This is a genomic window from Synechococcus sp. RS9909 (genome assembly GCF_014279595.1).
GTDB lineage: Bacteria > Cyanobacteriota > Cyanobacteriia > PCC-6307 > Cyanobiaceae > Synechococcus_C.
In genome coordinates this window covers 158,781-181,199 of the sequence record NZ_CP047943.1, presented here as the reverse complement: position 1 = coordinate 181,199, position 22,419 = coordinate 158,781, and the positions used below count along the sequence as shown (strand labels likewise).

General features: G+C 66.5%; 20 protein-coding genes. 8 read left to right on the top strand and 12 right to left on the bottom strand.

The genetic code is table 11. The annotated features are described in order from the left end of the window. Window position 1: 1 nt before the first annotated feature. The 6 genes from SynRS9909_RS00925 to SynRS9909_RS00900 all read right to left on the bottom strand — a co-directional run bounded on the left by SynRS9909_RS00925 (window position 2) and on the right by SynRS9909_RS00900 (window position 7,667). Window positions 2–1,192: a glycosyltransferase gene (locus SynRS9909_RS00925; protein ID WP_007100956.1), complete on the bottom strand. Its 1,191-nt coding sequence runs from the start codon at window positions 1,190–1,192 to the stop codon at window positions 2–4. Further along, on the bottom strand, window positions 1,189–3,444 hold the full coding sequence (locus SynRS9909_RS00920; RefSeq protein ID WP_007100957.1) for a glycosyltransferase: 2,256 nt from the start codon (window positions 3,442–3,444) through the stop codon (window positions 1,189–1,191). The genes SynRS9909_RS00925 and SynRS9909_RS00920 overlap by 4 nt, the downstream gene beginning before the upstream one ends. Window positions 3,445–3,451: 7 nt before the next feature. Further along, window positions 3,452–5,269: an ABC transporter ATP-binding protein gene (locus tag SynRS9909_RS00915; RefSeq protein ID WP_007100958.1), complete on the bottom strand. Its 1,818-nt coding sequence runs from the start codon at window positions 5,267–5,269 to the stop codon at window positions 3,452–3,454. Window positions 5,270–5,377: 108 nt separating this feature from the next. Continuing rightward, on the bottom strand, window positions 5,378–6,433 hold the full coding sequence (locus SynRS9909_RS00910; RefSeq protein WP_370587885.1) for a glycosyltransferase: 1,056 nt from the start codon (window positions 6,431–6,433) through the stop codon (window positions 5,378–5,380). A gap of 35 nt (window positions 6,434–6,468) precedes the next feature. Next, entirely contained in the window at window positions 6,469–7,182 is a 714-nt protein-coding gene (locus SynRS9909_RS00905; protein WP_007100960.1) for a heme oxygenase (biliverdin-producing), read from the bottom strand. Window positions 7,183–7,256: 74 nt separating this feature from the next. Then, a complete protein-coding gene (locus tag SynRS9909_RS00900) occupies window positions 7,257–7,667 on the bottom strand; it encodes a hypothetical protein (protein ID WP_007100961.1) in 411 nt (136 codons plus the stop codon). A 74-nt stretch (window positions 7,668–7,741) separates the two neighbouring features. On the opposite strand from SynRS9909_RS00900, the gene SynRS9909_RS00895 reads away from it, so the two are divergent. Then, window positions 7,742–9,046, top strand: a complete 1,305-nt coding sequence (locus SynRS9909_RS00895; protein ID WP_050752459.1) for a ChbG/HpnK family deacetylase — start codon at window positions 7,742–7,744, stop codon at window positions 9,044–9,046. 14 nt (window positions 9,047–9,060) lie between these two features. Here the strand turns inward: SynRS9909_RS00895 and SynRS9909_RS00890 are convergent, their stop codons facing one another. Then, window positions 9,061–9,999, bottom strand: coding sequence for a glycosyltransferase family 2 protein (locus SynRS9909_RS00890; protein ID WP_007100963.1), 939 nt, complete (start codon window positions 9,997–9,999; stop codon window positions 9,061–9,063). 90 nt (window positions 10,000–10,089) lie between these two features. On the opposite strand from SynRS9909_RS00890, the gene SynRS9909_RS00885 reads away from it, so the two are divergent. The 5 genes from SynRS9909_RS00885 to SynRS9909_RS00865 are packed head-to-tail and all read left to right on the top strand — an operon-like array spanning window position 10,090 to window position 15,161. Beyond that, the gene (locus SynRS9909_RS00885) at window positions 10,090–11,514 is read left to right on the top strand and encodes an NADP-dependent isocitrate dehydrogenase (protein ID WP_007100964.1); all 1,425 of its coding nucleotides are present in this window, start codon (window positions 10,090–10,092) and stop codon (window positions 11,512–11,514) included. 5 nt (window positions 11,515–11,519) lie between these two features. Next, window positions 11,520–12,203, top strand: coding sequence for a hypothetical protein (locus SynRS9909_RS00880; protein WP_007100965.1), 684 nt, complete (start codon window positions 11,520–11,522; stop codon window positions 12,201–12,203). A gap of 16 nt (window positions 12,204–12,219) precedes the next feature. Continuing rightward, window positions 12,220–13,062 carry a hypothetical protein gene (locus tag SynRS9909_RS00875; RefSeq protein ID WP_007100966.1) on the top strand — a complete coding sequence of 281 codons (843 nt, stop codon included), beginning with the start codon at window positions 12,220–12,222 and terminating at the stop codon, window positions 13,060–13,062. Continuing rightward, entirely contained in the window at window positions 13,049–13,816 is a 768-nt protein-coding gene (locus SynRS9909_RS00870) for a phytanoyl-CoA dioxygenase family protein (RefSeq protein ID WP_007100967.1), read from the top strand. Before SynRS9909_RS00875 ends, SynRS9909_RS00870 begins: the two co-directional genes overlap by 14 nt. Then, complete coding sequence (locus tag SynRS9909_RS00865) at window positions 13,803–15,161, top strand: (Fe-S)-binding protein (RefSeq protein ID WP_007100968.1); 1,359 nt, start codon at window positions 13,803–13,805, stop codon at window positions 15,159–15,161. Before SynRS9909_RS00870 ends, SynRS9909_RS00865 begins: the two co-directional genes overlap by 14 nt. On the opposite strand, the gene SynRS9909_RS00860 is transcribed toward SynRS9909_RS00865, so the two are convergent. Continuing rightward, on the bottom strand, window positions 15,089–15,664 hold the full coding sequence (locus SynRS9909_RS00860; protein WP_162858304.1) for a type II toxin-antitoxin system PemK/MazF family toxin: 576 nt from the start codon (window positions 15,662–15,664) through the stop codon (window positions 15,089–15,091). The genes SynRS9909_RS00865 and SynRS9909_RS00860 overlap by 73 nt on opposite strands. 252 nt (window positions 15,665–15,916) lie before the next feature. Then, a complete protein-coding gene (locus SynRS9909_RS00855) occupies window positions 15,917–17,356 on the bottom strand; it encodes a four-carbon acid sugar kinase family protein (RefSeq protein ID WP_007100970.1) in 1,440 nt (479 codons plus the stop codon). Between the two features lie 59 nt (window positions 17,357–17,415). On the opposite strand from SynRS9909_RS00855, the gene SynRS9909_RS00850 reads away from it, so the two are divergent. After that, a complete protein-coding gene (locus tag SynRS9909_RS00850; protein WP_038001736.1) occupies window positions 17,416–18,654 on the top strand; it encodes an FAD-binding oxidoreductase in 1,239 nt (412 codons plus the stop codon). A 6-nt stretch (window positions 18,655–18,660) separates the two neighbouring features. On the opposite strand, the gene SynRS9909_RS00845 is transcribed toward SynRS9909_RS00850, so the two are convergent. Together SynRS9909_RS00845 and SynRS9909_RS00840 are read right to left on the bottom strand one after the other, a co-directional pair. Further along, window positions 18,661–19,554 carry a galactose mutarotase gene (locus tag SynRS9909_RS00845; protein ID WP_038000953.1) on the bottom strand — a complete coding sequence of 298 codons (894 nt, stop codon included), beginning with the start codon at window positions 19,552–19,554 and terminating at the stop codon, window positions 18,661–18,663. A 48-nt stretch (window positions 19,555–19,602) separates the two neighbouring features. Beyond that, window positions 19,603–20,550 carry an alpha/beta fold hydrolase gene (locus tag SynRS9909_RS00840; protein ID WP_007100973.1) on the bottom strand — a complete coding sequence of 316 codons (948 nt, stop codon included), beginning with the start codon at window positions 20,548–20,550 and terminating at the stop codon, window positions 19,603–19,605. A gap of 23 nt (window positions 20,551–20,573) precedes the next feature. Here SynRS9909_RS00840 and SynRS9909_RS00835 point away from each other — a divergent pair, with 23 nt between their 5' ends. Continuing rightward, window positions 20,574–20,915, top strand: a complete 342-nt coding sequence (locus tag SynRS9909_RS00835) for a hypothetical protein (RefSeq protein ID WP_007100974.1) — start codon at window positions 20,574–20,576, stop codon at window positions 20,913–20,915. On the opposite strand, the gene SynRS9909_RS00830 is transcribed toward SynRS9909_RS00835, so the two are convergent. Further along, window positions 20,912–22,306: a cation:proton antiporter gene (locus tag SynRS9909_RS00830; protein ID WP_007100975.1), complete on the bottom strand. Its 1,395-nt coding sequence runs from the start codon at window positions 22,304–22,306 to the stop codon at window positions 20,912–20,914. The two genes, SynRS9909_RS00835 and SynRS9909_RS00830, sit on opposite strands and share 4 nt — an antisense overlap. Window positions 22,307–22,419: the final 113 nt, after the last annotated feature.

Below are 22,419 nucleotides of genomic sequence, written 5' to 3'. Positions count from 1 at the left end.
CTCAGCCACCACGTCGATCCAACCGGTTCGCCAGAAGTGGCTCCAGCGCCTCCATCAGGTTCCGGCGCAGGCGAGTGGGCGCATAACGCTCGCGCACGGCCGTTGCCGCGGCCCCGAAGCGGACCCGGCTCGCCGCTGTACACAGGAGGCGATCGAGCTGCTCCACCCAGGTCTGATCGTCCGTCTCCAGGGGCAGCAGCACACCATTCACGCCGTCGTCCACCAGATCGGCCGGCCCCTGGGGACAATCGGCAGCCACGCAGCAGCATCCGGCGGCCATCGCCTCCAGCAGCACATTCGGGAAGCCCTCATAACGAGACGACAACACAAAAATCTGGCTGCGTGCATACCAAGCCGCCAGGTTGCCCACCCGGCCGGGAAAGTGAAGCCGGGATCGCAGCTCCGGCTGATCCCGCAACAAAGCCAAGAGATCAGCCTGCTGATCACGACCGTGATAGGGCTGCTCATCCAGGCCCACAATCACGAGCTGCAAGCGGGGATGGCGCGGCGCCAGCTCGCCAAACCAGCGCACCAGCCGGTCAAACCCCTTCTGCTCCGCCTTGGTGCCCACCGCCAGCAGCACCGGGTCATCCGACCTGACGCCGGCGGCCGCCAGCCATGGCTCCGGGTCGAGCCGGGGATGAAAGGCGGGCAGGGGCCACTGCACGGGGTTGGGCAGCAGCAGCTGGCGCTGGGCGCGGAGGTGCTGGGTCAGCCACTGCCCCACCGCCTGGGTCTGCACCAGGTGCAGGGCCGCCCAGGGATAGCTGAGCCGGCGCAGGGCGCTCCAGATCAGGCCGATCCGCTTCAGGGGCGGATAATTGCGCTCCGAGACGACACAGGGAACACCCAGCCCGCGGCAGGCGAACAACAGCTTGATCGCCGGCAGGGAGGTGATACCGATGGCCAGATCCACGCGCTCCCGTTGGAGCCACCGGCACAGCCGCCGGATCCGAAACGGAAACGCCACAGGACCCAGGCGACGCATCCAGGTCGCATCCGTCGGCTCCACCACCCGGATCACACCGGCCGGAATCGGATAGAAATCCCAACTGCGGGGCTTGCGCGTCAGCAGCAGCGGCTGCCAGCCCGCTTCCCGCAGCCACTGGGCCCAGGTGAGCGTCACCCGCTCGGCACCCCCCAGCTTGAGGCTGTCGATGTAAAGCACCACCCGGCGGCCGTTGCTGGTCATGGCAAGGGCTGCTCACGGCAGCGTTCCAACTGGGGCAGATAGGCGCGAAACAGCGGCTCGATCTGATCGGCGAACCGCCGGCGACGCTCCTCCGTGCTCAACTCCCGCTCACTGCGGATCATCAGCACCAGCAAGCTCCGCACCGCCTCCAACCCATCGCCTGGCAACGCAGCCTCCAGCTCGTGGCTGAGCTGCACCATCGCATCGGCAAAGCCCCGGTGATTTTCCTGAGCCGACTGGCCATCGAAGCATTCCTGCTCGCAGTGGTCCCGCAGATGCTCCATCGACTGCAACGCCCGCTGGAGCAGGCCATGATCCTTCGTGCGCCAGGCCTCGATCACATTGAGCGACAGCACCCGCAGGCTGTTGCGGGTGAGTCGGTAGGACGTGTCTGGATCGATCCGGTTGAGATCGAGGCTGTCGAAAAAGATCAGGGCGCGACGGCCCAAGGCCACCAAGGCCTCGAAATCCTGCAGGCCCAGGTGCAGACGCTGCAGGGTGGCGTAACAGGAGACCAGCAATTTGGTGCGGTTGCGGCGGTTCGCCCGCCGGCACAGACGCGTGCCCGGGTCCTGCTCCAGCCCTTTGGCCATCGCATCAATCGCGATCACGCAGCGACGCATCCGGGGCTGGTCATCGAGATCGACGCAGCGATGGGCCATCACCACCAGGCAATAGTTCCGGGCGTGGAGTGGCAACACCGTGCTGCCCACCAGCTCCTCAAACAGCAGCACCTGCTCCTGGCGCTCGGAGGGGCGGTTGCCGCGGCGGAACAGCAACTGCTTGAGCTCCCCCAGATGGCCGTCACGCAGCCAGAGCGTTTCCATCACCTCCCGCGCCTGCCCGTAGGCACCGCAACGCACCAACGGCAGCACCAGTCCCCCCAGCAGAATCCGATCCCCCTCGCCCCAGCACAGACGGCCCTGCAAACACCGCAGCGCCAACTCGGGATGGCCGCGACGCATCAGTTGATGGCTCAGGGCCACCAGCAGCTGCGATCCGAGACCGGTGCACCATTGCCCAAAGCGCTCCCTGCGACTTGGATAACCCGCCAGCGGGCCTGCCTGTTGGCGCTCCGCCTCCGCCAGCAGACCCACGAGGTCGAGTTGATCGAGCATGGCGCGGGTGCGGCTGGCGTAGGTGTGAGCGGCGGCCCTCGCCAGGCGCTGCTCCTGCGTCGGTCCCTGCCCCTCAAGGGCGGCGATGATCGCGCGCTCAAACGCAGTCGAATCCGGTGGGCAGAGCCAGGCCACATCGCCGTGGGGCTGAAGCGCCGGAATGGCCGTGGCCACCACCGGCAATCCCGACGCCAGATATTCGAAGAACTTCATCGGGAACATGTGGCGCGTGTAGCCGTTCACCTGGAGCGGCAACAGGGCCAGATCGGCATGGGCGAGCCAGTCGGGCAGATCGCCATAGGGGCGGGGGCCGATCAGATGCACATTGGCGCAGGCCTGAAGCTCACTCACATCCGTGCTCGGATCGGTTTCACCCACCGGACCGATCAGCACCAACGACCAATCGGGATGGCGGCGGGCCAGCTGCAGCAGCAGCTCCAGATCGAGCTTGTAGGCATCGATCGCCCCCATGAACAGCAGCCGCGGCGGCGGGAGGGTGGCCAGCGCCTGCGGGCAGGGCCGATCGCCGCTCATCGCCCGGCGGAAATGGCCCTGGTCGGCCACGTTGCCGAACATCAGGGTGTTCGCATTCCAGCGGAGATGACTGGTCTGCAGCTCCGGCGAGGTGGTGAACACCACATCCACCGCCCGGCACAGTCGCTCCTCGTTCACCTCGAGGCGCTGCACCGGCATCCCCGGCTGCTCCTGAATCCGATCAACGCAGTGATACACGCTGCCATCGAAGCTCTCAATGTCGAGATACAGGCCCGTGAGCGGGTTGTAGGTCCAGAGAATCGGATGGCGGAAGCCAAGCCAACGGCAGGCCAACTCCAGGCCACTGCGCAGCAGACGCCGGTTCAGGCGCAGGCCCAGTCCCTCATGCCCGCCCGGGAGCACGGGCGGCGACCACACCCACAGGCGCTCCCGCCGCTGCCGCGGCAGCTGCAACATCCGCCGCAGTCGCCGCAGGATCCGCCTGCGATCGGCTGCCCCGACCCGAGGGGCGCGAATGCCGAGCGACTCGACATACAGCACGCGATGGCCCTGGGCGGCCAGTTCAAGTGCGGTGTGTTGCTTGTTCGTCCAAAGTGGATGGTCCCAGTCGGCAGTGGCGAGAACAACGAAATCGGCCATCGAGCGTTCAGCCGTTCTCGATCAAAGCCATGGCACGAAAAGAGGACGAGCGCTCCTGCAGTTGCTGGAAATCACCGCTGGCGATCACGCGCCCTTGCGCCATTTCATGGATCAGGTCGCACTTCTTGACGGTGGAGAGGCGATGGGCAATCACAATCGTCGTACAACGTCGACCGACGATGTCGAGAGCCTGCATCACGTCGTGCTCGGTTTTGTTATCAAGAGCACTGGTAGCTTCGTCCAGCACCAGCACCTTGGCACCGCGGAAAAACGCCCGAGCCAAGGACAAACGCTGCCGCTGACCACCCGACAACTTGATGCCGTTCTCACCAATCATTGTGTAGAGGCCATAGGTCATACCAGCCACATACTCATCAAATTGGGCGGCCTCCAGGGCATTCCAGACCCGATCATCATCAATCGTTTCGGGATCACAACCAAAGGCCACATTGTCGCGAATACTGCCATCCACAAGGCGAATGTTCTGAGGCACAAAGGCACAATTCGCCTGCCAGGCGGGGAGCTCCTGAGCCGCCACCTCCACCCCATCCAGGCATAACACTCCTTGCGTGGGTTGAAACAGGCCCAGGAGGAGATGGGCCAGGGTGGTTTTGCCGCTACCAGTGCGACCCACCAGGGCAATTCGCGCCCCAATCGGCACGGTGAGATTCACATCCCTGATCACTTCTTTGCCATCCGCTGAATACCTGAAGCTCACATCCTTGAGCTGGATGAAGCGACGGGGCATGACGCCCTCGGGCGTCGGCACGCCCGGCGAAGAGAGCAGGTAGCGCTCCGGTTGCAAACGAAGGAGTTCCAAGGCATCCACAATCTCCGGCAAACCACCGCGGAGACGATTGACACTGCGGAACATCGACTGGAGCGGACCGGAAATGCGCAATAGCGCCACAAGAAGGGCGGAGAGAGCCGGCACCGCATCACGAATCGCTCCGGCATCACCACTGAACAACGCCGGGCCGATCCCCACCAGAAACAGAATCGTGATTCCAGCAGGCTCAATCACCAAGCGGGGCACATCGGGAAGCAGACGGCCGATGCGGTCGTAACGCTTGGCGATCACGCCATCATGGGCAAACCGGGAAACGAAATAATTTTCAGCAGAATAAAGCTGCACTTCACGCATGGAGCGCAACGATTCCATCAATAGAAGATTGATTCTTCTGCCATAACGGATGCGCTGCTTGGTCGCCAAACGCAGATAGGGAGTGATAATGCGCGACGCAAGCACGTAGGCCGCCAGCATCAACAAAAACACGACCAAGGCCTTGAACCCGAGCACCACAATCACACCGATCAACAGCGCCGACACCGACACCACATTGCCGGCGATTAAAATCAACGGGCTGATCACCCCTGTCGACACACTGTTGAGAATACGATTGAATTTTTCCGACAGATTGGCAGTTCGATTACGAATAAAAAACTCATAGTTCTGGCGCATTAAATTGGCATACACCATATTCACAAGGTCATTCCACACCTCAGCGCTCAGCAGACTCTGCATCAGAGAAACGCTGAAGCGAATTCCGGATGCGAACCAGAAGGATGCAATCAACAGGGCCACCAGCCAGCCCGATTGATCAAGAAAACCACCACCGAACACCCGGATGCCGGGCAGATAATCCTCGAGTCGCGCTCCAGCCAACAGCCCCACGAGGCGGGCCAACAAGGCCACCAGGAACACATCGAGCAGCCCCTGAAACAGGGACGCGATCAACACCAGCACCAGAAGGCGAACCCGGCGCTGCGGCAGAGCACGCAGCAGCTGACTGAGATTGCTCCAGGTCTGGCTTTGCAGGGGCATGAAGACCGTCAGCAATCAGCCTTGTGCTGCAACCAAGCGTTCAGACAACGTTTGCGCAGCAAAGGGCCAACCCAATCCATCTCGGCCGACCTTAGACCGCCCGATCCCTCAGGGTTTTCTCCGGTTCGGCCAGCCAGGCAACCGATCGGCCACCTTGCCGCGCAGGCGATCGAGGCGCTGCTCCCAGCGCAGACGGCGCGTCGAGGGCGAGCGGAGCGCCGCGGCCGGGTCAAGCCCCAGGGCGTTCTGGGCCTGCAGCTGCTCGAGCTGCTCCAGGGTGCGCTGCCAATGGTCGAGCCAGCGCTCTTCCGACACCTCGGCCAGCAGGGACTCCAGCACGGACGGCTGCGGACGCCAGGGCTCCGGCATCACTGCCGCCGCCGCAATCCGGCTCAGGTCGTTCTGCAGCGACCCCTGGCCGATCTGATGGGCGGTGAGACCAGGGGTGAGCCAATCGGCGAGAGCATGGTTGAAGCTGCTGAACAGCACACAACCGCAGGCGAGCGCCTCCAGCGGGGGCAATCCAAACCCTTCGCTGACGCCGCGGCCACGCCAATACTCGGCCGAGTCATAGAGGACCACGCTGGCGCTGTTGAACAACTCCACCAGATCGTCCACCCAACCGCTCTGCACCTCCACCGTGAGCCCTTGCTCCCGCAGGGCCGGCACCAGGCGCTCCAGCACATAGGGGCTGCTCTTGCGCTGCTGCACCAGCACATCGATCGGACGCCGATCCTGAGCGCGGTCTGCCGCGCCGGGGCGGGCACCCCGCTCCAACCACTGCGGTTCGAGCGCATTCGGCACCAGAAACAGGGGATTGCGCGGCGCCCGATCGCCCCAATACCCGAGGGTGTTGCGACTGACGGCCACCACCGGCACCCCCGGCGGCAGATCAAAGCCGTAGCCGCTGCTGTGGGCCTGATAAACGACGGGCCGCCCCCGAAGCTTCGCCAGCAACGCCGGCACATCAAACCCCCAGCTCACCAGCCAGAGGGCAGCGCCGGGCGTCGATTCCTGGGCGAGCAGATCCTCGAGCCAGGGATGCTCCTGCTCCCGGGCCCGATAGGTCACCACCTGGGTGGGCCGGAGCCGGCCGAGCAGACGAGCGGTCTGGAGGGCCACAGCCAACCCCCCACAACGGAAGCGGGTCCCGGTGCCTGGCACCAGAACCCGGATGGAGTTGATCGTGGCGTGGGCGATCAAGCCGCCACGGCCTCCGTGCTGCCGGCCCGCTGGCGACGGGTGAGGAAACCGAAGAGCACCTTGCCGATCGCGGCCACCAGGTTGCCCTCGAGCTCCTGGAACATGGTCATGTTGAGGTGAAAGGCATGGTTGGCCTCCTCCACAATCCGATCAGCGGTGGCCTGATCGATCGGCAACTGATCCATCGCAGCGCGATAGGTGGTTTTGAAGGCCTTCTCATCGGCGATGGCCGGGAAGGAGTAGAAGTTCAGACCCTCATCACCGCTCAGGTTCATCGCCTTCTGGGCGATCGTCTTGAGGATCTGGCCGCCGGAGAGATCGCCCAGGTAGCGGGTGTAGTGGTGCCCCACCAGCAGCTCCGGGGAGTCCTGGGCCACCTGACGGATGCGCGCCACATAGGCCTCGGCGGCAGGGGTGGCCTTCACCACCTGGGCCCAGTCGGAACCGTAGTAATAGGTGAGATCCTGCTCCAGGGCGTCACGCCGGTTCAGCTCCGGGAAGGCGATCGGCGCGAGCACGGGGTGACCGGAGAGGCGGGCCATCTCCTCTTCCATGGCGCTATACACCACATAGAGGTCGGCCACCAGGGTGCGGTAGCTGCCCTTATCAACGACGCCCTTGAGGAAGCAGCTCACAAAGCCGGTGTTCTCGGCCATGGTGTGCGACTTCTTGGTGCCTTCACGCAGCTGGGCAGCCAGAGCGACGGACATGGAGGGGACGATTCGGCAATGCGACAAACCTTAAAAGCCACGTCCATCCGGACGGCCACAAGGGTTGCGAAGGGTTACGAGGCCAGCGGAAACAGGTTGTGCAGGTCGCGGCAGATCTGCTGCAGCTGATGCACCCGATCGGGCTGGGGCAGGTGGCGTCCGGAGGGTTGCCAGTCGCCCACGGTGGCCAGGCGCCAGCGCTCACCCTCGTAGGTCATGCCGCGCATCAACACCCCGAGCAGGGCCCGGTTGTGATTGAGGCGCAGCTGCAGCAGCAGGCTGCGGCACTGCAGGCGCGGGCTCCAACCGGGAAAGTGGAAGGCGAGATCCAGGGTCTCCTCCTCGCTCCAGCGACGGGTGAGCGGATCATCCCGCCAGGGGCTGAGGTTGGCCGTGGCCGCAGGGAACTGCTGCCGCACCAGGGTCACCGCTGAGGCGAGCGCCTGGGCCAGTGCCACGCTATCGACCGCTTCCGCTGCATTCACTCGCCCAACACCCCCCTCACTTCCAGGGTGAAGGATGCAGGCCGGCGGCGCCAGCTGCCGTTACGGTTGCGACCATGAATCCACGGCCTACCAGCAGCAGGTCACTCAGCAGCCGTGTGGGGCTTTACGGCCTGGTGGGCGTCGTCGCCGCCGCGGTGCACGCCGGCGTGCTGCTCGGCCTCAGTGTGTTGATGCCGGTGTGGCTGGCCAACCCCCTGGCCTTCCTGGCCGCCTCCGTTGCGGGCTATCTCGGCCACGCCCAGGTCACCTTCCGACCGGAGACCGGCGGCGAACGCTTCGCCCGCCGCTGGCTGCTGCTCCAATACGGCGTGAACCTTTCGGTGTGCAGCCTGCTGCCGCTGGTGATCGGCGGTCTGCTGGCGCCACCGCTGGAGCTGGTGGTGCTGGTGTTCACCCCCACCGTGCTCAATGCCCTGATCTGGTCGCGGGCGGCCCGCTTCAGCCTGCAACGGCGCAGCGGCCAGCTCAATCCAAACGCCCCCCGGCCCCGCCTCCATGCCGACGATCTCGGCCTCAGCGACGCCACCAACCGGGCGATCCTGCAGCTGGCGCAAGCCGGCCGACTCGATGGCGCCAGCCTGCTCGTGAACGGCCCGGCGGCAGCAGCGGGCGTCGCCGGCTGGAGCGCTCTGGAAGCGGAACGACCGGATCTGCAGCTCTGTCTGCATCTCTGCCTCACCGAGGGCCCGGCTGCGGCACCGGCAGCGGCGATCCCCGATCTTGTCGATGCACGCGGCCACCTGCGCCTCTCCTTCGGGCGCTGGCTGCTCGCCTCCCTGGGGCCACCACACCAACGGCGGCGCCTCAGCGAGCAGCTGGGGCAGGAGATCGCAGCCCAGATTGCCCGCTTCCGCCAACTGCGCGGCCCTGGCCCGATCCACCTCGATGGCCACCAGCACATCCATCTGGTGCCTCTGGTGCTGCACACCTTGCTGGCGGTGGCCGATCGGGAGCAGATCGTGTGGCTGCGCAGCACCGCTGAACCCCTGCCCACCGGGCTGCCCCTGCGCTGCTGGTGGGAGGCCTGGCGCCAGGCCGGGCTGCTCAAGTGGCTGGTGCTGCAACTGCTCAGCCAGCGGGCGCGCCGACCGATGCGACGCCACGGCCTCAGCAGCAACCGCAGCTTCGCCGGCGTGCTCTTCACCGGCCAGATGGCCGGCGCCCCGCTGAACGCCGCCTGGCGAGAGCTGCAACGCCTGGCCGGACAGGAGCGGGCTGGTGAAACCGCCCCCCTGCTGCTGGCCCACCCCGGCGCCCCCCTCGACACGGATCTGCAGGCGTTGGGGTTCGCCGTGTCGCAACCGTTTGCCGCCTCCAGCTGGCGTCAACGCGAGTGGCGTGCTCTGCAGGCGCTGTGACCGCCTGAAAACGCTCAGCTGTGGTGGATGCAGCGGATGAAGTAGTGGGGGCGGGCCTTGGCTTCCACATAAATCCGTCCGATGTACTCCCCGAGCACGCCGATGCCGATCAGCTGAATACCACCGAGAAACAGGATCGCCACGCTCAAGGTGGCGTAACCGGGCACATCCACCCCGGTGAGCAGGGTGTCGAGCACAATCACCAGGGCATAGATCAGGCTCAGCAGCGACACACAGGCGCCGATCACGCTCCACACCTTCAGGGGCAACACCGAGAAGGAAAAGATGCCGTCGAAGGCATAGCCAAACAGCTTGAGCGGACTCCAGGAGGTGGTGCCACCCACCCGGCTGACCCGTTGATAGGGCAGCTCGACGCTGCGATAGCCGGTCCAGGGCAGCAGGCCTTTGGAGAAACGACTGGATTCGCGCAGGCGGATGAGTGCCTCCACCACCGGAGCATCGAGCAGGCGGTAGTCACCGGCCCCCTCCTGCAGCTGGATCGAATCCACCAGCCGGTTGAACACCCGATAAAACCAGGAGGCGCTTGCCACCTTCAGGCGCGATTCCTGGTCGCGGTCATCGCGCACGGCGGTCACCACCTCGGCGCCGGCACGCCACTCGACCACCATCGCCTCGATCAGCTCCGGAGGGTGCTGCAGGTCGGAATCGATCAGCACCGCCGCCTCGCAGCGACCCGCCACGTAATCCAGGCCGGCCAGCATCGCCGCCTCCTTGCCGAAGTTGCGGGTCAGCTCCAACAGGGTGAGCGGCGCCTCCGGGTGCTGCGCCTGCCAGGTCAGGATCCGCTCCACCGTGGCATCGCGGGAGCCGTCATCGATCAGCACAAGCTGGTGCACCCCGGGCACAGCCAACACGCGGTCGATGAAGGTCGTGATCACGTCCTGCTCGTTGAAGCAGGCCGCCACCACCCACACACCACTGGGGTTCGGCATCGATGGCGCAGCGGATCAGGGCGAACTGTAGGGATCCCCCCTGAGTCATAGGCTCGGCCCCGATGTGATGCCGCCCGGCGGCGCAGTGCCATGGCTCAGTTCGAGAAGCTCACGGCCCCCAGCCAGGGCACCCCGATCCGCTTCGAGAACGGTCAGCCGCTGGTGGCCAACGACCCGATCATCCCCTTCATCCGCGGCGACGGCACCGGCGTGGACATCTGGCCCGCCACCCAGAAGGTGCTGGATGCGGCCGTGGCCAAGGCCTACGGCGGCGAGCGCCGCATCGAGTGGTTCAAGGTGTATGCCGGCGATGAGGCCTGCGACCTCTACGGCACCTATCAGTACCTGCCCGAAGACACCCTGGAAGCGATCCGCCGTTATGGGGTGGCGATCAAAGGCCCGCTCACCACACCGATCGGTGGCGGCATCCGTTCGCTGAACGTGGCGCTGCGCCAGATCTTTGATCTGTATTCCTGCGTGCGCCCCTGTCGCTACTACGCCGGCACACCGAGCCCCCACAAACGCCCGGAAGATCTCGACGTGATCGTGTATCGGGAAAACACCGAAGACATCTACATGGGGGTGGAGTGGGAAGCGGATGACCCGGTGGGGCAGGAGCTGCGCAAGCACCTCAACGAGGTGGTGATCCCCGCCAACGGCAAACTGGGCCAGCGCCAGATCCCCGCCGGCTCAGGCATCGGCATCAAGCCGGTGAGCAAGCACGGCAGTCAGCGCCACATCCGCAAGGCGATCCAGCACGCCCTGCGCCTGGAGGGCGACAAGCGCCACGTGACCCTGGTGCACAAGGGCAACATCATGAAGTTCACCGAAGGCGCCTTCCGCGACTGGGGCTACGAGCTGGCCACCAGCGAATTCCGTGACGTGTGCATCACCGAGCGGGAAAGCTGGATCCTCAGCAATCTCGAGGGCGATCCCAACCTGAGCGTGCAGGCGAATGCCCGCAGGATCGAACCGGGCTACGACAGCCTGACGCCGGAGAAGAAGGCCGCGATCGATGCCGAGGTGCAGGGCGTGATCGCGGCGATCGGCAGCAGCCACGGCAACGGCCAGTGGAAGCAGATGGTGCTGGTCGATGACCGCATCGCCGACAGCATCTTCCAGCAGATCCAGACCCGGCCCCAGGAGTATTCGATCCTGGCCACGCTCAACCTCAACGGCGATTACATCTCCGATGCCGCCGCCGCCGTGGTGGGTGGCCTGGGCATGGCCCCCGGCGCCAACATCGGCGATCACGCGGCGATTTTTGAAGCCACCCATGGCACCGCGCCGAAGCACGCTGGTCTGGATCGGATCAATCCGGGCTCGGTGATCCTCAGCGGCGTGATGATGCTGGAGTTCCTGGGTTGGCAGGAGGCCGCCGACCTGATCACGCAGGGCCTCAGCGCCGCCATCGCGGATCAGCAGGTCACCTACGACCTGGCCCGGCTGATGGAACCGGCCGTGGAGCCGGTGAGCTGCAGCGGTTTCGCCGAGGCGATCATCGCGCGTTTTTAGGCCAGTTGACGCCGACGCTGCTTCAGAGCGTCCTGGCGGGCGAGCTGGCTCTCCGTCACGACCGACCGGGCTGGGATCACGAAGCGATCAGCACGGTCTGCGATGAGCTGCGCAGCCCTCAGTATCAAGGGGCCTGGGCCAACACGCCATGGGGGCGCACCCTGCCCCGCAGCTGCGTCGGCACGGATCCCGATCGCTATCGACACAACCTTCAGGCGCGACCGAGTCAACCCTGCCAACGGCTCGATCAACTCTTCTTCCAGCCCCTCTGCCATTGGCTCGAACAGCGGTTCGAGCTGCCTGTTCATCCTCTGCGGCTTGCCGACGGCACCCCCCTGCCGGGCTGGGCCCTGCGGGAGATGGCACCGGGGGGCACCATCCCGGATCACTGCGAGCGCGACTGGAATCACTGCAACCTGGTCGAGACCGGTCGATTGACCGACACCCTGTTCGACCCGAATCTGCAGATGAGTTTCCTCTACGGACTGCAGGCCGCCAGCGGCGGGGGTGAGCTGGAGATCCTTGCCAATCGGGAACAGCACGACCTGGCAGCTGGTGATCTGCTGCTGTTCAACGCTGGAGTTCACCCCCATCGAATCCGACCGACGCTGGGTCCACGCTCCAGGGTGGTGCTGGGAGGATTTCTACGCTTGAACCAATCCCGCACCACCCTGCACTGCTACGTGTGATGCGAAGAGCTGTGTGATGCGAAGCCCCACCCCGCCGATCGGAGCGGTGGCGCTGCTCGAGATACCACTGAACAATCCCGACGCGCCAGCGGATCTCTCCCTACCGGTTCCCCACCCCAGCGCACGCCGGGGGTGGGACGCCTGGTCACCCCTTCTGCAGGCCCTGGATCGGGCCCTCAGCAGCGGCCGCGGCGGTCTGCGAAATCCCTGGCTGGAGTTCGACCAACCTTTCCAAGGGCCACCGGGACTGTTCCTGCGGCTGATGAACCACCAGATCCACACCGTGCAGGCCCTGCAGTGCCTGCGCAACGAACTGCTGCCGCCAGAGTCGAATGCCCAAGGGACGATCGCGTCACGACCCTGGCCCGAGACCCTGCCTGGGGAGACTGTTGCGATCAGCCATCTCGGCCTGTTTCCGGGTCGCCCCGCCCATCGTGAGGGCCGCTGGCGCCTGAACCTCACCGGTGCCGGCCAGACCGCCTGGCTCCGGGGACGTCACCCGGCGCTGGAGGATCCCGAGCTGAAGCATCTGCTCGACTGCGACGCCCTGTCCTGGTCGGCCACCTTCGACTGGGGAGACGATGGTCTGAGCCATCTCGGCTTCGAACTGTTCCCTGCCGGACGACTGCAACAGGGCAGTGCCTGGCCCGATCCGGCCGTCGATCGCCTCATGGCCCAGGTGCGCCCCTGGCTGCCCGCAAGCGCCCTGAAGCGCAGTCTGGAGCGCCAGATCCACTGGCAACACCATCACCAACCGAACCACCGAATCGGCTTCAGTCACTTCAAACTGATGCCGACGGCAACCCCCCCCAACAACTGGATGCTCAAGCTGTATCTGCTGAGCCGTGCAACTGACTGAAGCCCACTTCAACCGAGACGGTTTCGTTTTCATTCCGGGATTTCTCGATCCAACGACACGCCTCCAACTGCGCGAGCTCATCCCTCGGATCATCGACTCCGCTGCCATCTGGCGACAGAGCGGTGAACACCTCTGGTTTCTTCAGGATGAACTGCCTGCCCTGGCACGGCTGCTGCGAACCCCCAGCCTCCTCAAGCGTCTGGATCGCGCCTGCGACCTCAAGGGAGCACCGCTGGAACTGCTGGCGGTCACCCTGTACAGCCGAAACCCCGGGGACCCCGGCACCGCCTGGCATCAGGACGCCCGTTTCATCGCCAGCGACAGCCTGGAGGCCCTGTCGGTGTGGATCCCGCTGCAGGCAATGGATGCCATGAACAGCCCTCTCAAGTTCATGGCGGGCAGCCATCGCCATTGCCTTCTGCATCAACCCCAGGCCGCTGTCAGTGCGCCCATCGGCCTGCCGGAGAGGTTCCCCACCGTGGCGGCACCGATGGCCTTCGGCGACGCCACGGTCCACACCCCCTGGACCCTTCACGCCTCCAGCAGCAATCGCAGCCCCATCGTGCGCCATGCCCTGATCGTGAACTGGCTGCGAGCCCCGCTCACGTGCAATCCCCAGACCACGCTGCACGGCTACGGGCATTCTCCTGTTGTCAACAGCCTGCGGGAACGCAACGACACCACCCTCAGGCGCCGGCTGCAACAAGCCGGAATCCGGATCAGCCCATCACAATGGCGCCATGGCGATCGCTGACCCCACCGACCCCTGCATTCATTGCGGCTTCTGCCTCCCCACCTGCGCCAGCTACCGGGTGCTGGGCACAGAGATGGATTCACCGCGGGGGCGCATCCACACCCTCAAGGCGATCGAAGCGGGCGAGCTGAGCCTCGATGCCACCGTGGCATCCCATTTCGACAGCTGCCTGGGCTGCTTCGCCTGCGTCAGCGCCTGCCCCTCCGGCGTGCGCTACGACCAGCTGATCGAAGCGACCCGCCCAAAGCTGAATAAGGCCGAGCTGCGCTCTCCCTGGCAGCAGAGCCTCCGCCAGCTGCTGCTGGCGGTGCTCCCCTATCCGCGCCGGCTGCGCGCCCTGCTCACCCCCCTGCGCGTCTACGCAGGAGGACCGCTCCAGACCCTGGCCCGCCGCGCCGGCCTGCCCCGCTGGCTCGGACCCCAGCTGGCGGCCATGGAGGCGCTGCTACCGCCCCTAGCCCCGGAGGGGTTCAGAGATCGCTTTCCCCTGCGGAATCCGGCCCGGGGCGAACGCCGCGGCCGGGTGGGGCTGGTGCTTGGCTGCGTGCAGCGCTGCTTCGATCCGGATGTGAATCGGGCGACGGTGGCGGTGCTCCAGGCGAACGGATTCGAGGTGGTGATCCCAGCCGATCAGGGCTGTTGTGGTGCCGTGAGCCACCACCAGGGGCAACTCGAACAGACCCGGGAACTGGCCAGCGATCTGGTCCGCAGCTTCGAGGCGGCTGCGGGAGTTGAGGGCCTTGATGCGGTGCTGGTGGCGGCCTCCGGCTGCGGTCACACGATGAAGGCCTACAACGCGATTCTCGCTGAAGGGCCAGACGCAGACTCCGGTGAGGAGACAGGTTTCCCTTGGCCGGTGCAAGACGTGCATGAATTCCTGGCGGCCCGGGGCCTCTCAGACGCGTTCCGCCGCTCCCTGCAACCGCTGCCGATCGCCGTGGCTTATCACGATGCCTGCCACATGATCCATGGCCAGGGCATCGCCGCCCAGCCACGCCAGCTGCTGCGGGCGATCCCGGAGCTGGAGCTGCGCGAGGCCACCGAAGCGGGCGTGTGTTGCGGTAGCGCCGGCATCTACAACCTGGTGCAGCCGGCCGAGGCGGCCGAGCTCGGCCAGATCAAGGCACAAGACCTGAGCGGCACCGGTGCCAGCGTGATCGCGAGCGCCAACATCGGCTGCAGCCTGCAATTGCGCCGCCATCTGGACGTCGATGGTCCGGAGGTCCTGCATCCGATGCAACTGCTGGCCCGATCTGCCGGATTGTCAGCGCCTCAGAGCGACTGCCCCCCAGGGGAACAAGCGAACCAGCGCATCAATGCGGAACGCAGACGCAGCATCGCCTGATCGCTGAGACGCCCGTGCCGCCGAAGCACCGCCTGACGATCCACCCAACTCACACGATCCAACATCAGGAAAAAGGGGAAGGGGAGATCGGTCATGGGGGTCGGCTGTTCATAGAGGCGCACCTGAGGCGCCACGGTTTCACGCGGTTGAAGGCCCTGGCCGATCGTCCTCGTGGTGTCCATGGGACAAACACTGAGGGTGGGATGGGTGCCCACCCAGGGGCTGGCCTGCAACACCACGGCCAGGTCGCTCGTCTGGGAGCGATTGATCCGAAGCGGCGTGGCCAAACGCACGATGTCGCCACTCCAGAGCCCTGTCTCCACAGCTGGCCACCCCTCCAACTCCTGAATCAGGCGCGACTGCTCGCCGGCCACAGACTCCAGGCGATGGGCGGCGAGGTAGTGCTCAACGGCCATCCGGATGCAGTTGCTCCGATTCATGCCGAGACGGCGCTTGAGCCACTCCAGCTCGGCCAAGGTGGTGGTTCGGACGCGCACACTCACCACAGGATCCAGCGGCGCAGGGCCTGATGCGGCTGATGTTGCGGGGGGTCTTGTCGATGCCTCGGCTGTCCATAGGTATGACAATGCGTCATACCTATGGACACTGTCGGAATGGAGGCTGTCGGAATCGAGACAGTCGGGAGAAGCCTTGGATCGCGCAGATTCAGGCCCAGTTCGAGCTTGAGGATTGTTGGGTGACGACATGGCGTTGAGTCGAGGGAGCTCGCAGACAACAAAGCCGCAGCCTTTGCCTCAAGCATTCCCCGCCCCGCCCCATTCCATCCAACGCCAGGCCTCCGCCAGGGTGCTCGGGTCGCCGAGATTGCCTGGGAAGGTGAGGATCGGCAGCCCAGCCACCGCATCACGATCAGCATCAGAACAATCACCCATGGGCTTTGGATCCACACCCATGGGCCTCACCAGCGACAAGCCCGGCAGCAGCTGACCCTCCAGCTGCACCGCCTCCAGCCCCAGCCCCTCCGCCAGCACAGTGCCGGTGGTGATTCCGCCTTTACTGATCACGTAGCCCAGCTGGGGAGCCAGCGCCGCCACGAGACGGGCCATCAACCGGGCCAGCTCCATCCCGAAGGCCAGGCGTCGTTCGATGGCCGCGGCATCGCCCCCGAAACTCAACTCACCCCGACTGGTGAACAACACCGGCGTGCGCCCAGCCGCCAGCACCTCCCGCAACCGCGCCAACCACTCCCGTTCCAGATCCGCCAGCAACAGATCGGCGCTGCCACCCTCCAGCACCCGGGCGATCCGGGCCACTGGCAGCTCCAGGCCCACGCAACGCTCCTCCGCCAGCAGCGCCGCCAGCTGCTGGTCCGCCAGGGGTACGTGAGACCCCACCAGCACCAGCCCTGGCAGCGCCTGGCCCGTGGCCTCACGGCGACGCAGGGCCGCCAGGCTGGCGGCATCGCGCGGTTGAGGCCCCAATGGCCGTTGGCCTGGCGCCAGCCGCCCCCCATCCACCAGGCCATTGAGCAGGCTGGCGGCGGAACGGAACAGAAAACGCTTGCGCCCCCTGAGCGCTTCCACCGCAGCGCCGAGGGCCGCGAGCTGCTCCGGCCGCTCCGCATCGACCACCACCGGTCGGTTGCCTTTGAGAGCCGCCAACCATCCCACCAGGTCTGCCTGATCCAGCAGCTCCCCTCCGAGCCGAGCCACTGAGGCGGCGGCGATCGCACCAGCGCTCTTCTCCTCCAGCCAGGCGGCCAGATCGCTGGTGCTGTAGCCAAAGACGCGGTCCTGGGCAAAGGCAGACAAATGCACCGGCTCGCCATGCAGCAAATGGACCCCTCCCACCGTGGTGCGCCCCCCCGGCAGGAAAGCGGGCACATGCAAGGTGGCATCCACCGGGCCAACCTTGTCCTGCCAGACCTCCGCCAGCACCTGGGGTTCGAGCACACCATGGCCGCGCAGGGTGGAGTCACCCCGACTCACCAGCTGCACCGCTTCAGGCGGAATCGCCTCCGCCGCCAGGGCCGCCACCAGGGTGCTGACGATCTCCCGGTTGCGGGCTGCAGCGGCTGCCGGCGCGAGGGCCCGCGTGTTGGCGAGCACAAACAGCAACGGCGAGGGATGGCGCAGGCCCCGGCGCAACGTGTCCTGATCCCAGCGCAGCAACAACGGACAGCTGTGCACCGTCTGGGAGCCGGTGGGGTCGTCGTCGATCACCACGATGGTCATGGCACGATCATGGCCTTCGAGCCTCTGTTGCCATCACCGCGTCACCGCGCCATCACGAGCTGATCGCACCCAACGGCCTGGGTGAACTGCAGGACACCGTGCGCGGCTTGCACCAGAACGGCCACCCCTGGGTGCCCTGTGGCCTCGGCACGCGACTGCACTGGGGAGCACCGCTGCAACCAGCCGCCGATGGCGGCGCCCAGCCCCGCCTGAGCACCAGGCAACTCAAGCGGATCCTCCACCACGCCGTCGACGATCTCACCGTGACCGTGGAGGCGGGTCTGCCCCTGGCCGAGCTCCAGGCCGCCCTGGCGGAGCACAACCAGTGGCTGCCGATCGACTGGCCCTGGGGCAGCAGGCCCGAGCCCCTCCTGCCGGAACCCTGCCAGTCCGCCGGCAGCATCGGCGGCTTGGTGGCGCGGGGCCTCAGCGGTGGCCTGCGCCAGCGGCACCTGGGCGTGCGCGACCAGATCATCGGCATCGGCCTGCTCCGCAGCGACGGCATCAGCGCCCAGGCGGGCGGCCGCGTCGTCAAGAATGTGGCCGGCTACGACCTGATGCGCCTGCTCTGCGGCAGCTGGGGCAGCCTCGCCCTGATCCACAGCCTCACCCTGCGCACCCAGCCGATCCGGCCAGCCCGGGCCCAACTGCAGCTGGCCGGCGAGCTCCAGGCGCTGGAGGCCTGGCGCGCTGAGGTGGTGGCCAGCACGCTCACCCCGGAGTGGATCAACTGGCAAGGCGCGCCCGACACCGCCTGGCGCATCCAGGTGGGAATCGCCAGCGTCAGTGATGCGGCGGTGGAGGCGCAGCTGAGCCGCCTCGAGGCCCTCGCCGCGCACCACCAGCTGGGCGCGGAACGACACGCCTGGGGCAGCCCCCTGCCAGCCCCTGCCGCTCCCACAGGCCCCTGCGCCTGGCTCCTGCGTCTGGCCCTGCCGCCGGCCCGGGTCGCCGACCTGCTCGCCAGCCGGGAGCTGGCCAGCCTCAGCGGCTGGCGGGGCGAGCTGGCGGCGGGGGCCGGCAGCGGCGACCTCTGGCAAGTGAGCACCAGCGCAGCCGATCCTTCAGCAACGCCTGCCTATGCGGTGCAGGCGGTGCGGCAACGGGTGGCCCAGCTGGGCGGTCAGCTCACGGTGCTGGTCCAGCCGGAGCCGACCGATCCCAGCGCGGCCCTACCGGCCTGGCTCGATGCCCCCGCCCGACCCCTGATCGAGGCGATGAAGCGGGAATTTGATCCGCTGCAGCAACTGAGCCGCGGCCGCCTGCCGGGGGTGGCGACGCCATATCCGCTCAGCTGATCACATTCAGCTGATCACATAACGGCAGCCGAGCGTGCGGCTCTCACCGGGAGCGAGCACAAGCTTGCGATCGCCGCTGATCAGCGCCTGCCGCGGCCCGGTCCAGGGCTCGAGGCAGATCATCGGCCGCGGCGGCTCGGTCCACACCACGGTGAGATCCATCGGATCGAGATGTTGCAGCTGCAACCGGGTGCCGGCGACGTCATCCACCAGGGTGACCGGGCCGGCGGGGCGGGTGAGGAAATCAACGCCCTCGGGCAGACGGGCCAGCTGGGAGGCGGTGTCAGCCTCGGCCATCTCCAGATGATTCAGGCACACCGGCGCCAACCCCTCCAGGTGGGTGCGACTCAGGTCGGTGACCTTGAAGTAGGGATGGAGGCCGAAGCTGAAGGGCATCGCTTCGGTGGCCACGTCGCTCGTGGGCTCCTCACCCTGGTGATCATCACCCTGATGGCGGATCGTGACGCTGATCTCAAGGGCCTGGGGCACGGGTCGCACCTCCATCACCACCAGAAACGGGAAGGGATAGGCCGTCCGGGTCTCGGCGTTGTCGCTGAGGCTGAGGCGCACACCGCCCTGATCCTCCAGCAGCTGCAGCTGCCAGGGCAGGTCGCGGGCAAACCCGTGCTGCTTGAGGGTGAACTCGCCACGGGCCAGCGGCAGCACATCGCCGGGGAGATTGCCGCAGATCGGGAACAGCACCGGGATACCGCCCCGGATGCTCTTGGTGGGGTCGGCGTAACGCTCCTGATCGAAATAGAGCACCTCGCGGCCATCGCAGCGCCACTCACTCACCAGGCCGCCCCGTTCGGGCACGAGCCGGAGGCGATCACCCGAGTCGGGGTGCACATACTCCCAATGGGCGTAGGGCGCGGACTGCTGCGTGAGCGTCATGGCCATTGATCCGTTGGATCCAGGTTGGCGGGAAAGTACCGCCGCGACCATGAATCACCGGTGTTCTGGCCGACATGGACCTGACGACTGGCTCGGCAGGCTCGCCAGCCACTCGAGCAGGGCCGCATTCACCTGATCCGGCACCTCATCGTGGGGGCAATGGCCCGCCTCCAGCACCACCTCCGTGGTGGCCGCCGGGGCATGGCGCTGAAAACTGGCGCGCCGGCCGGCGGCGTTGATCCAGGGATCGCGGATGCCCCAGAGCAACAGCAGCGGAGCCTGCAACTGCGCAAACAGCTCATCAAGGGGCTGACCGCGGGGGATGTCGAACACGGTGCGGAACACCCCGAAGGCTCCGGGATCAAGCGAGGGGCGGCGGATCGCCTCCACCAGGGCGTCATCGACGTTGGTGCGATCGAGATACACCTGGTTGAGGGTGCGCCGGATCGTGCGCGGCCGGCGCAGGTTCTCAAACAACAAGCGCTGCAGCACCGGACTCCTGAGCAGCGCCGCACCGATCGTCTGGCGGGCGATCGCGCCCCAGCCCTTGGCGGGTTGCTGCTCGTCGCTGAACGGTCCAGCCGCATTGAGCAGCACCACGCCGGCGGCCTCCGGGCCAAGGGCAGCGCCGGCGGCCAGAGCCGCGAAGCCACCGAGGGAGTTGCCGGCGATCACCGTGGGGCGGCCGATCCGCTCCTGCACATAGGCCACCAGCTGATCGCGCCAGAGGGCACCGCCGTAGGCGAGCTCCGACGGCTTGGCACTGCGGCCGAAGCCGAGCAGATCGATGGCATGCACCTCATGGCTGCGGCTGAGCACGGGGATGTTGTGGCGCCAGTGCTCAGTGGAGGCACCGAAGCCATGCACCAGCAGCAGGGCCGGTTGGCCTGGTTCAGCACCGGAGGAGGCACTGGGGCCGCAGCTGAGACTGTGCACGGCATGGCCGCGGAAGCGCCAGGGCTCGACCTGGCGGGTCGGAGCAGCATCTGGAGCAAGGGTCACCGCAATCGCCCACTGGGCTGGCGATGCTAGGCAGCCCTGGTGATGCGCGGATCGTGAACGAGTGGAGCGGCGGCCTCGGCCCCCTGGTGGATCCCGCCATGCTGCGCGGTGGCCTGTTCTGGGCGCTGGCGCTTTACATCCCCCTCAGCGGCCCGCTGCAGCGCCTGGAGGAGAGCCTGACCCAGGGGCCCCTCAGCCACGGTGGCCAGCAGGTGGCCCTGGTGATCAGCAGCCTGCTGCTGGCCCTCGCCGTGGGGCTGGTGCTGCAGTTGCTGCTCAGCTGGACGCTCGGGCCAGGCTGGGGCTCCAGCCTGGCCTTGATCACGGTGGGCTGGAGCCTGTTTCTGCTGCTGGCGCGGCGTTAGATCAAGCCAACCGGATCGGCCGCCACCGCCTCATCGACGCTGTCGCCATCGTCGGGTTTGTCGCCACCGATCACCAGGCGCAGCAGGATCGGGGCCAGGAAGGTGGTGCCGATCACCATCAGCAGAATCGCCGCCTCCAGCGAGGGTGAGAGCAGGCCGGCACTGGTGCCCAGGCCGAGAAAGATCAGACCCACTTCGCCCCGGGGCATCATCCCCAGACCCACCACGAGGCGGCGCGTGGGCTTGTCGCTGAGGAAGGCCCAACCCGAGGCGATCTTGCCGACGATGGCGATCACCAGCAGGAAGCCGGCCACCACGAGGGCCGAGCGGCTGGCCGGATCGAGCGGGTTGATCACCGACAGATCCATACCCGCACCCACCAGCACGAAGAAGATCGTGGCGAACAGGGTCACGATCGGCAGCACCGCCTGCTGAATGGCGTGGTTGTGCTTGGAGCCGCTGAGGATCAGGCCGGCGGCAAAGGCGCCGAGGGCCGCCTCAAGACCGATCGCCGTGGCCGCAAAGCAGCTGAACGAGAGGATCACAAAGGAGGCCACCAACACTTCCCCCGGCGCCTTGAGCTTGTCGATCAACCAGTCGAAGGCGGGGGCCGCGGTGCGGCTGAGGCCGATCGCCGCCACCACAAACACGATCGCCGCAGCCACCAGCTTCACGATCGGTGCAATCGCCAGGGAACCGCCGCTGGCCAGCGACACCACCACCGCCAGGATCACGATGCCGAGGATGTCGTCGAGCACGGCGGCGCCGATCACGATCTGCCCCTCACGCGTTTTCAGGTAACCGAGTTCTCCGAACACACTGGCGGTGATGCCGATGCTTGTGGCCGTCATCGACGCCCCGGCGAAGATCGCCGGGATCAGCTCCACGTGGAAGAGGCTCATCAGGCCGAAGGTGCCGAGGGCGAAGGGAAGCACCACACCGGCCACGGCCACGGTGAGGGCCTGACCGCCCACCGCCACCAGTTCATCCAGTTCGCTTTCCAGCCCGGTGAGGAACAGCAGCGCATACAGACCGAGCGTCGCCACCGCCTGCAACGACGGGAACGTCTCGTTGTAGATCTCCGGGATCGTGTCGGGTGGGATCGCCGCCAGGCCACTGATCAGCGACACAAAGCTCTGGCTGAGCTGGGCCTGGGTGTCGGGGGGCACCAGCAGATGCAGGCCGGAGGCGCCGATGATCACACCTGCGAGGAGCTCGCCGAGGATGGTGGGCAACTGCAGCCGCACCAGCACTTCCGCCATCGTGCGCGCCGCCACGAAGATCAGCAGGAAGCGGATCACCCCGATCAGGGTCTCGGCCACCTCCAGATCGTGACTACTGAGCTGGGTGAGGATCTCGGGCAGCTGGGCCAGCTCCAGGGGGAGAACCATGCCGGGTCGGTCCGTAATTTGGGGGACCTTAAAGGCAAACGCTGCCCACTGATGCTCCCGGTGAGCCGCTGACGTGGGCCACCGCACGGTGTCGATGTGCCGTTGTTGACGAC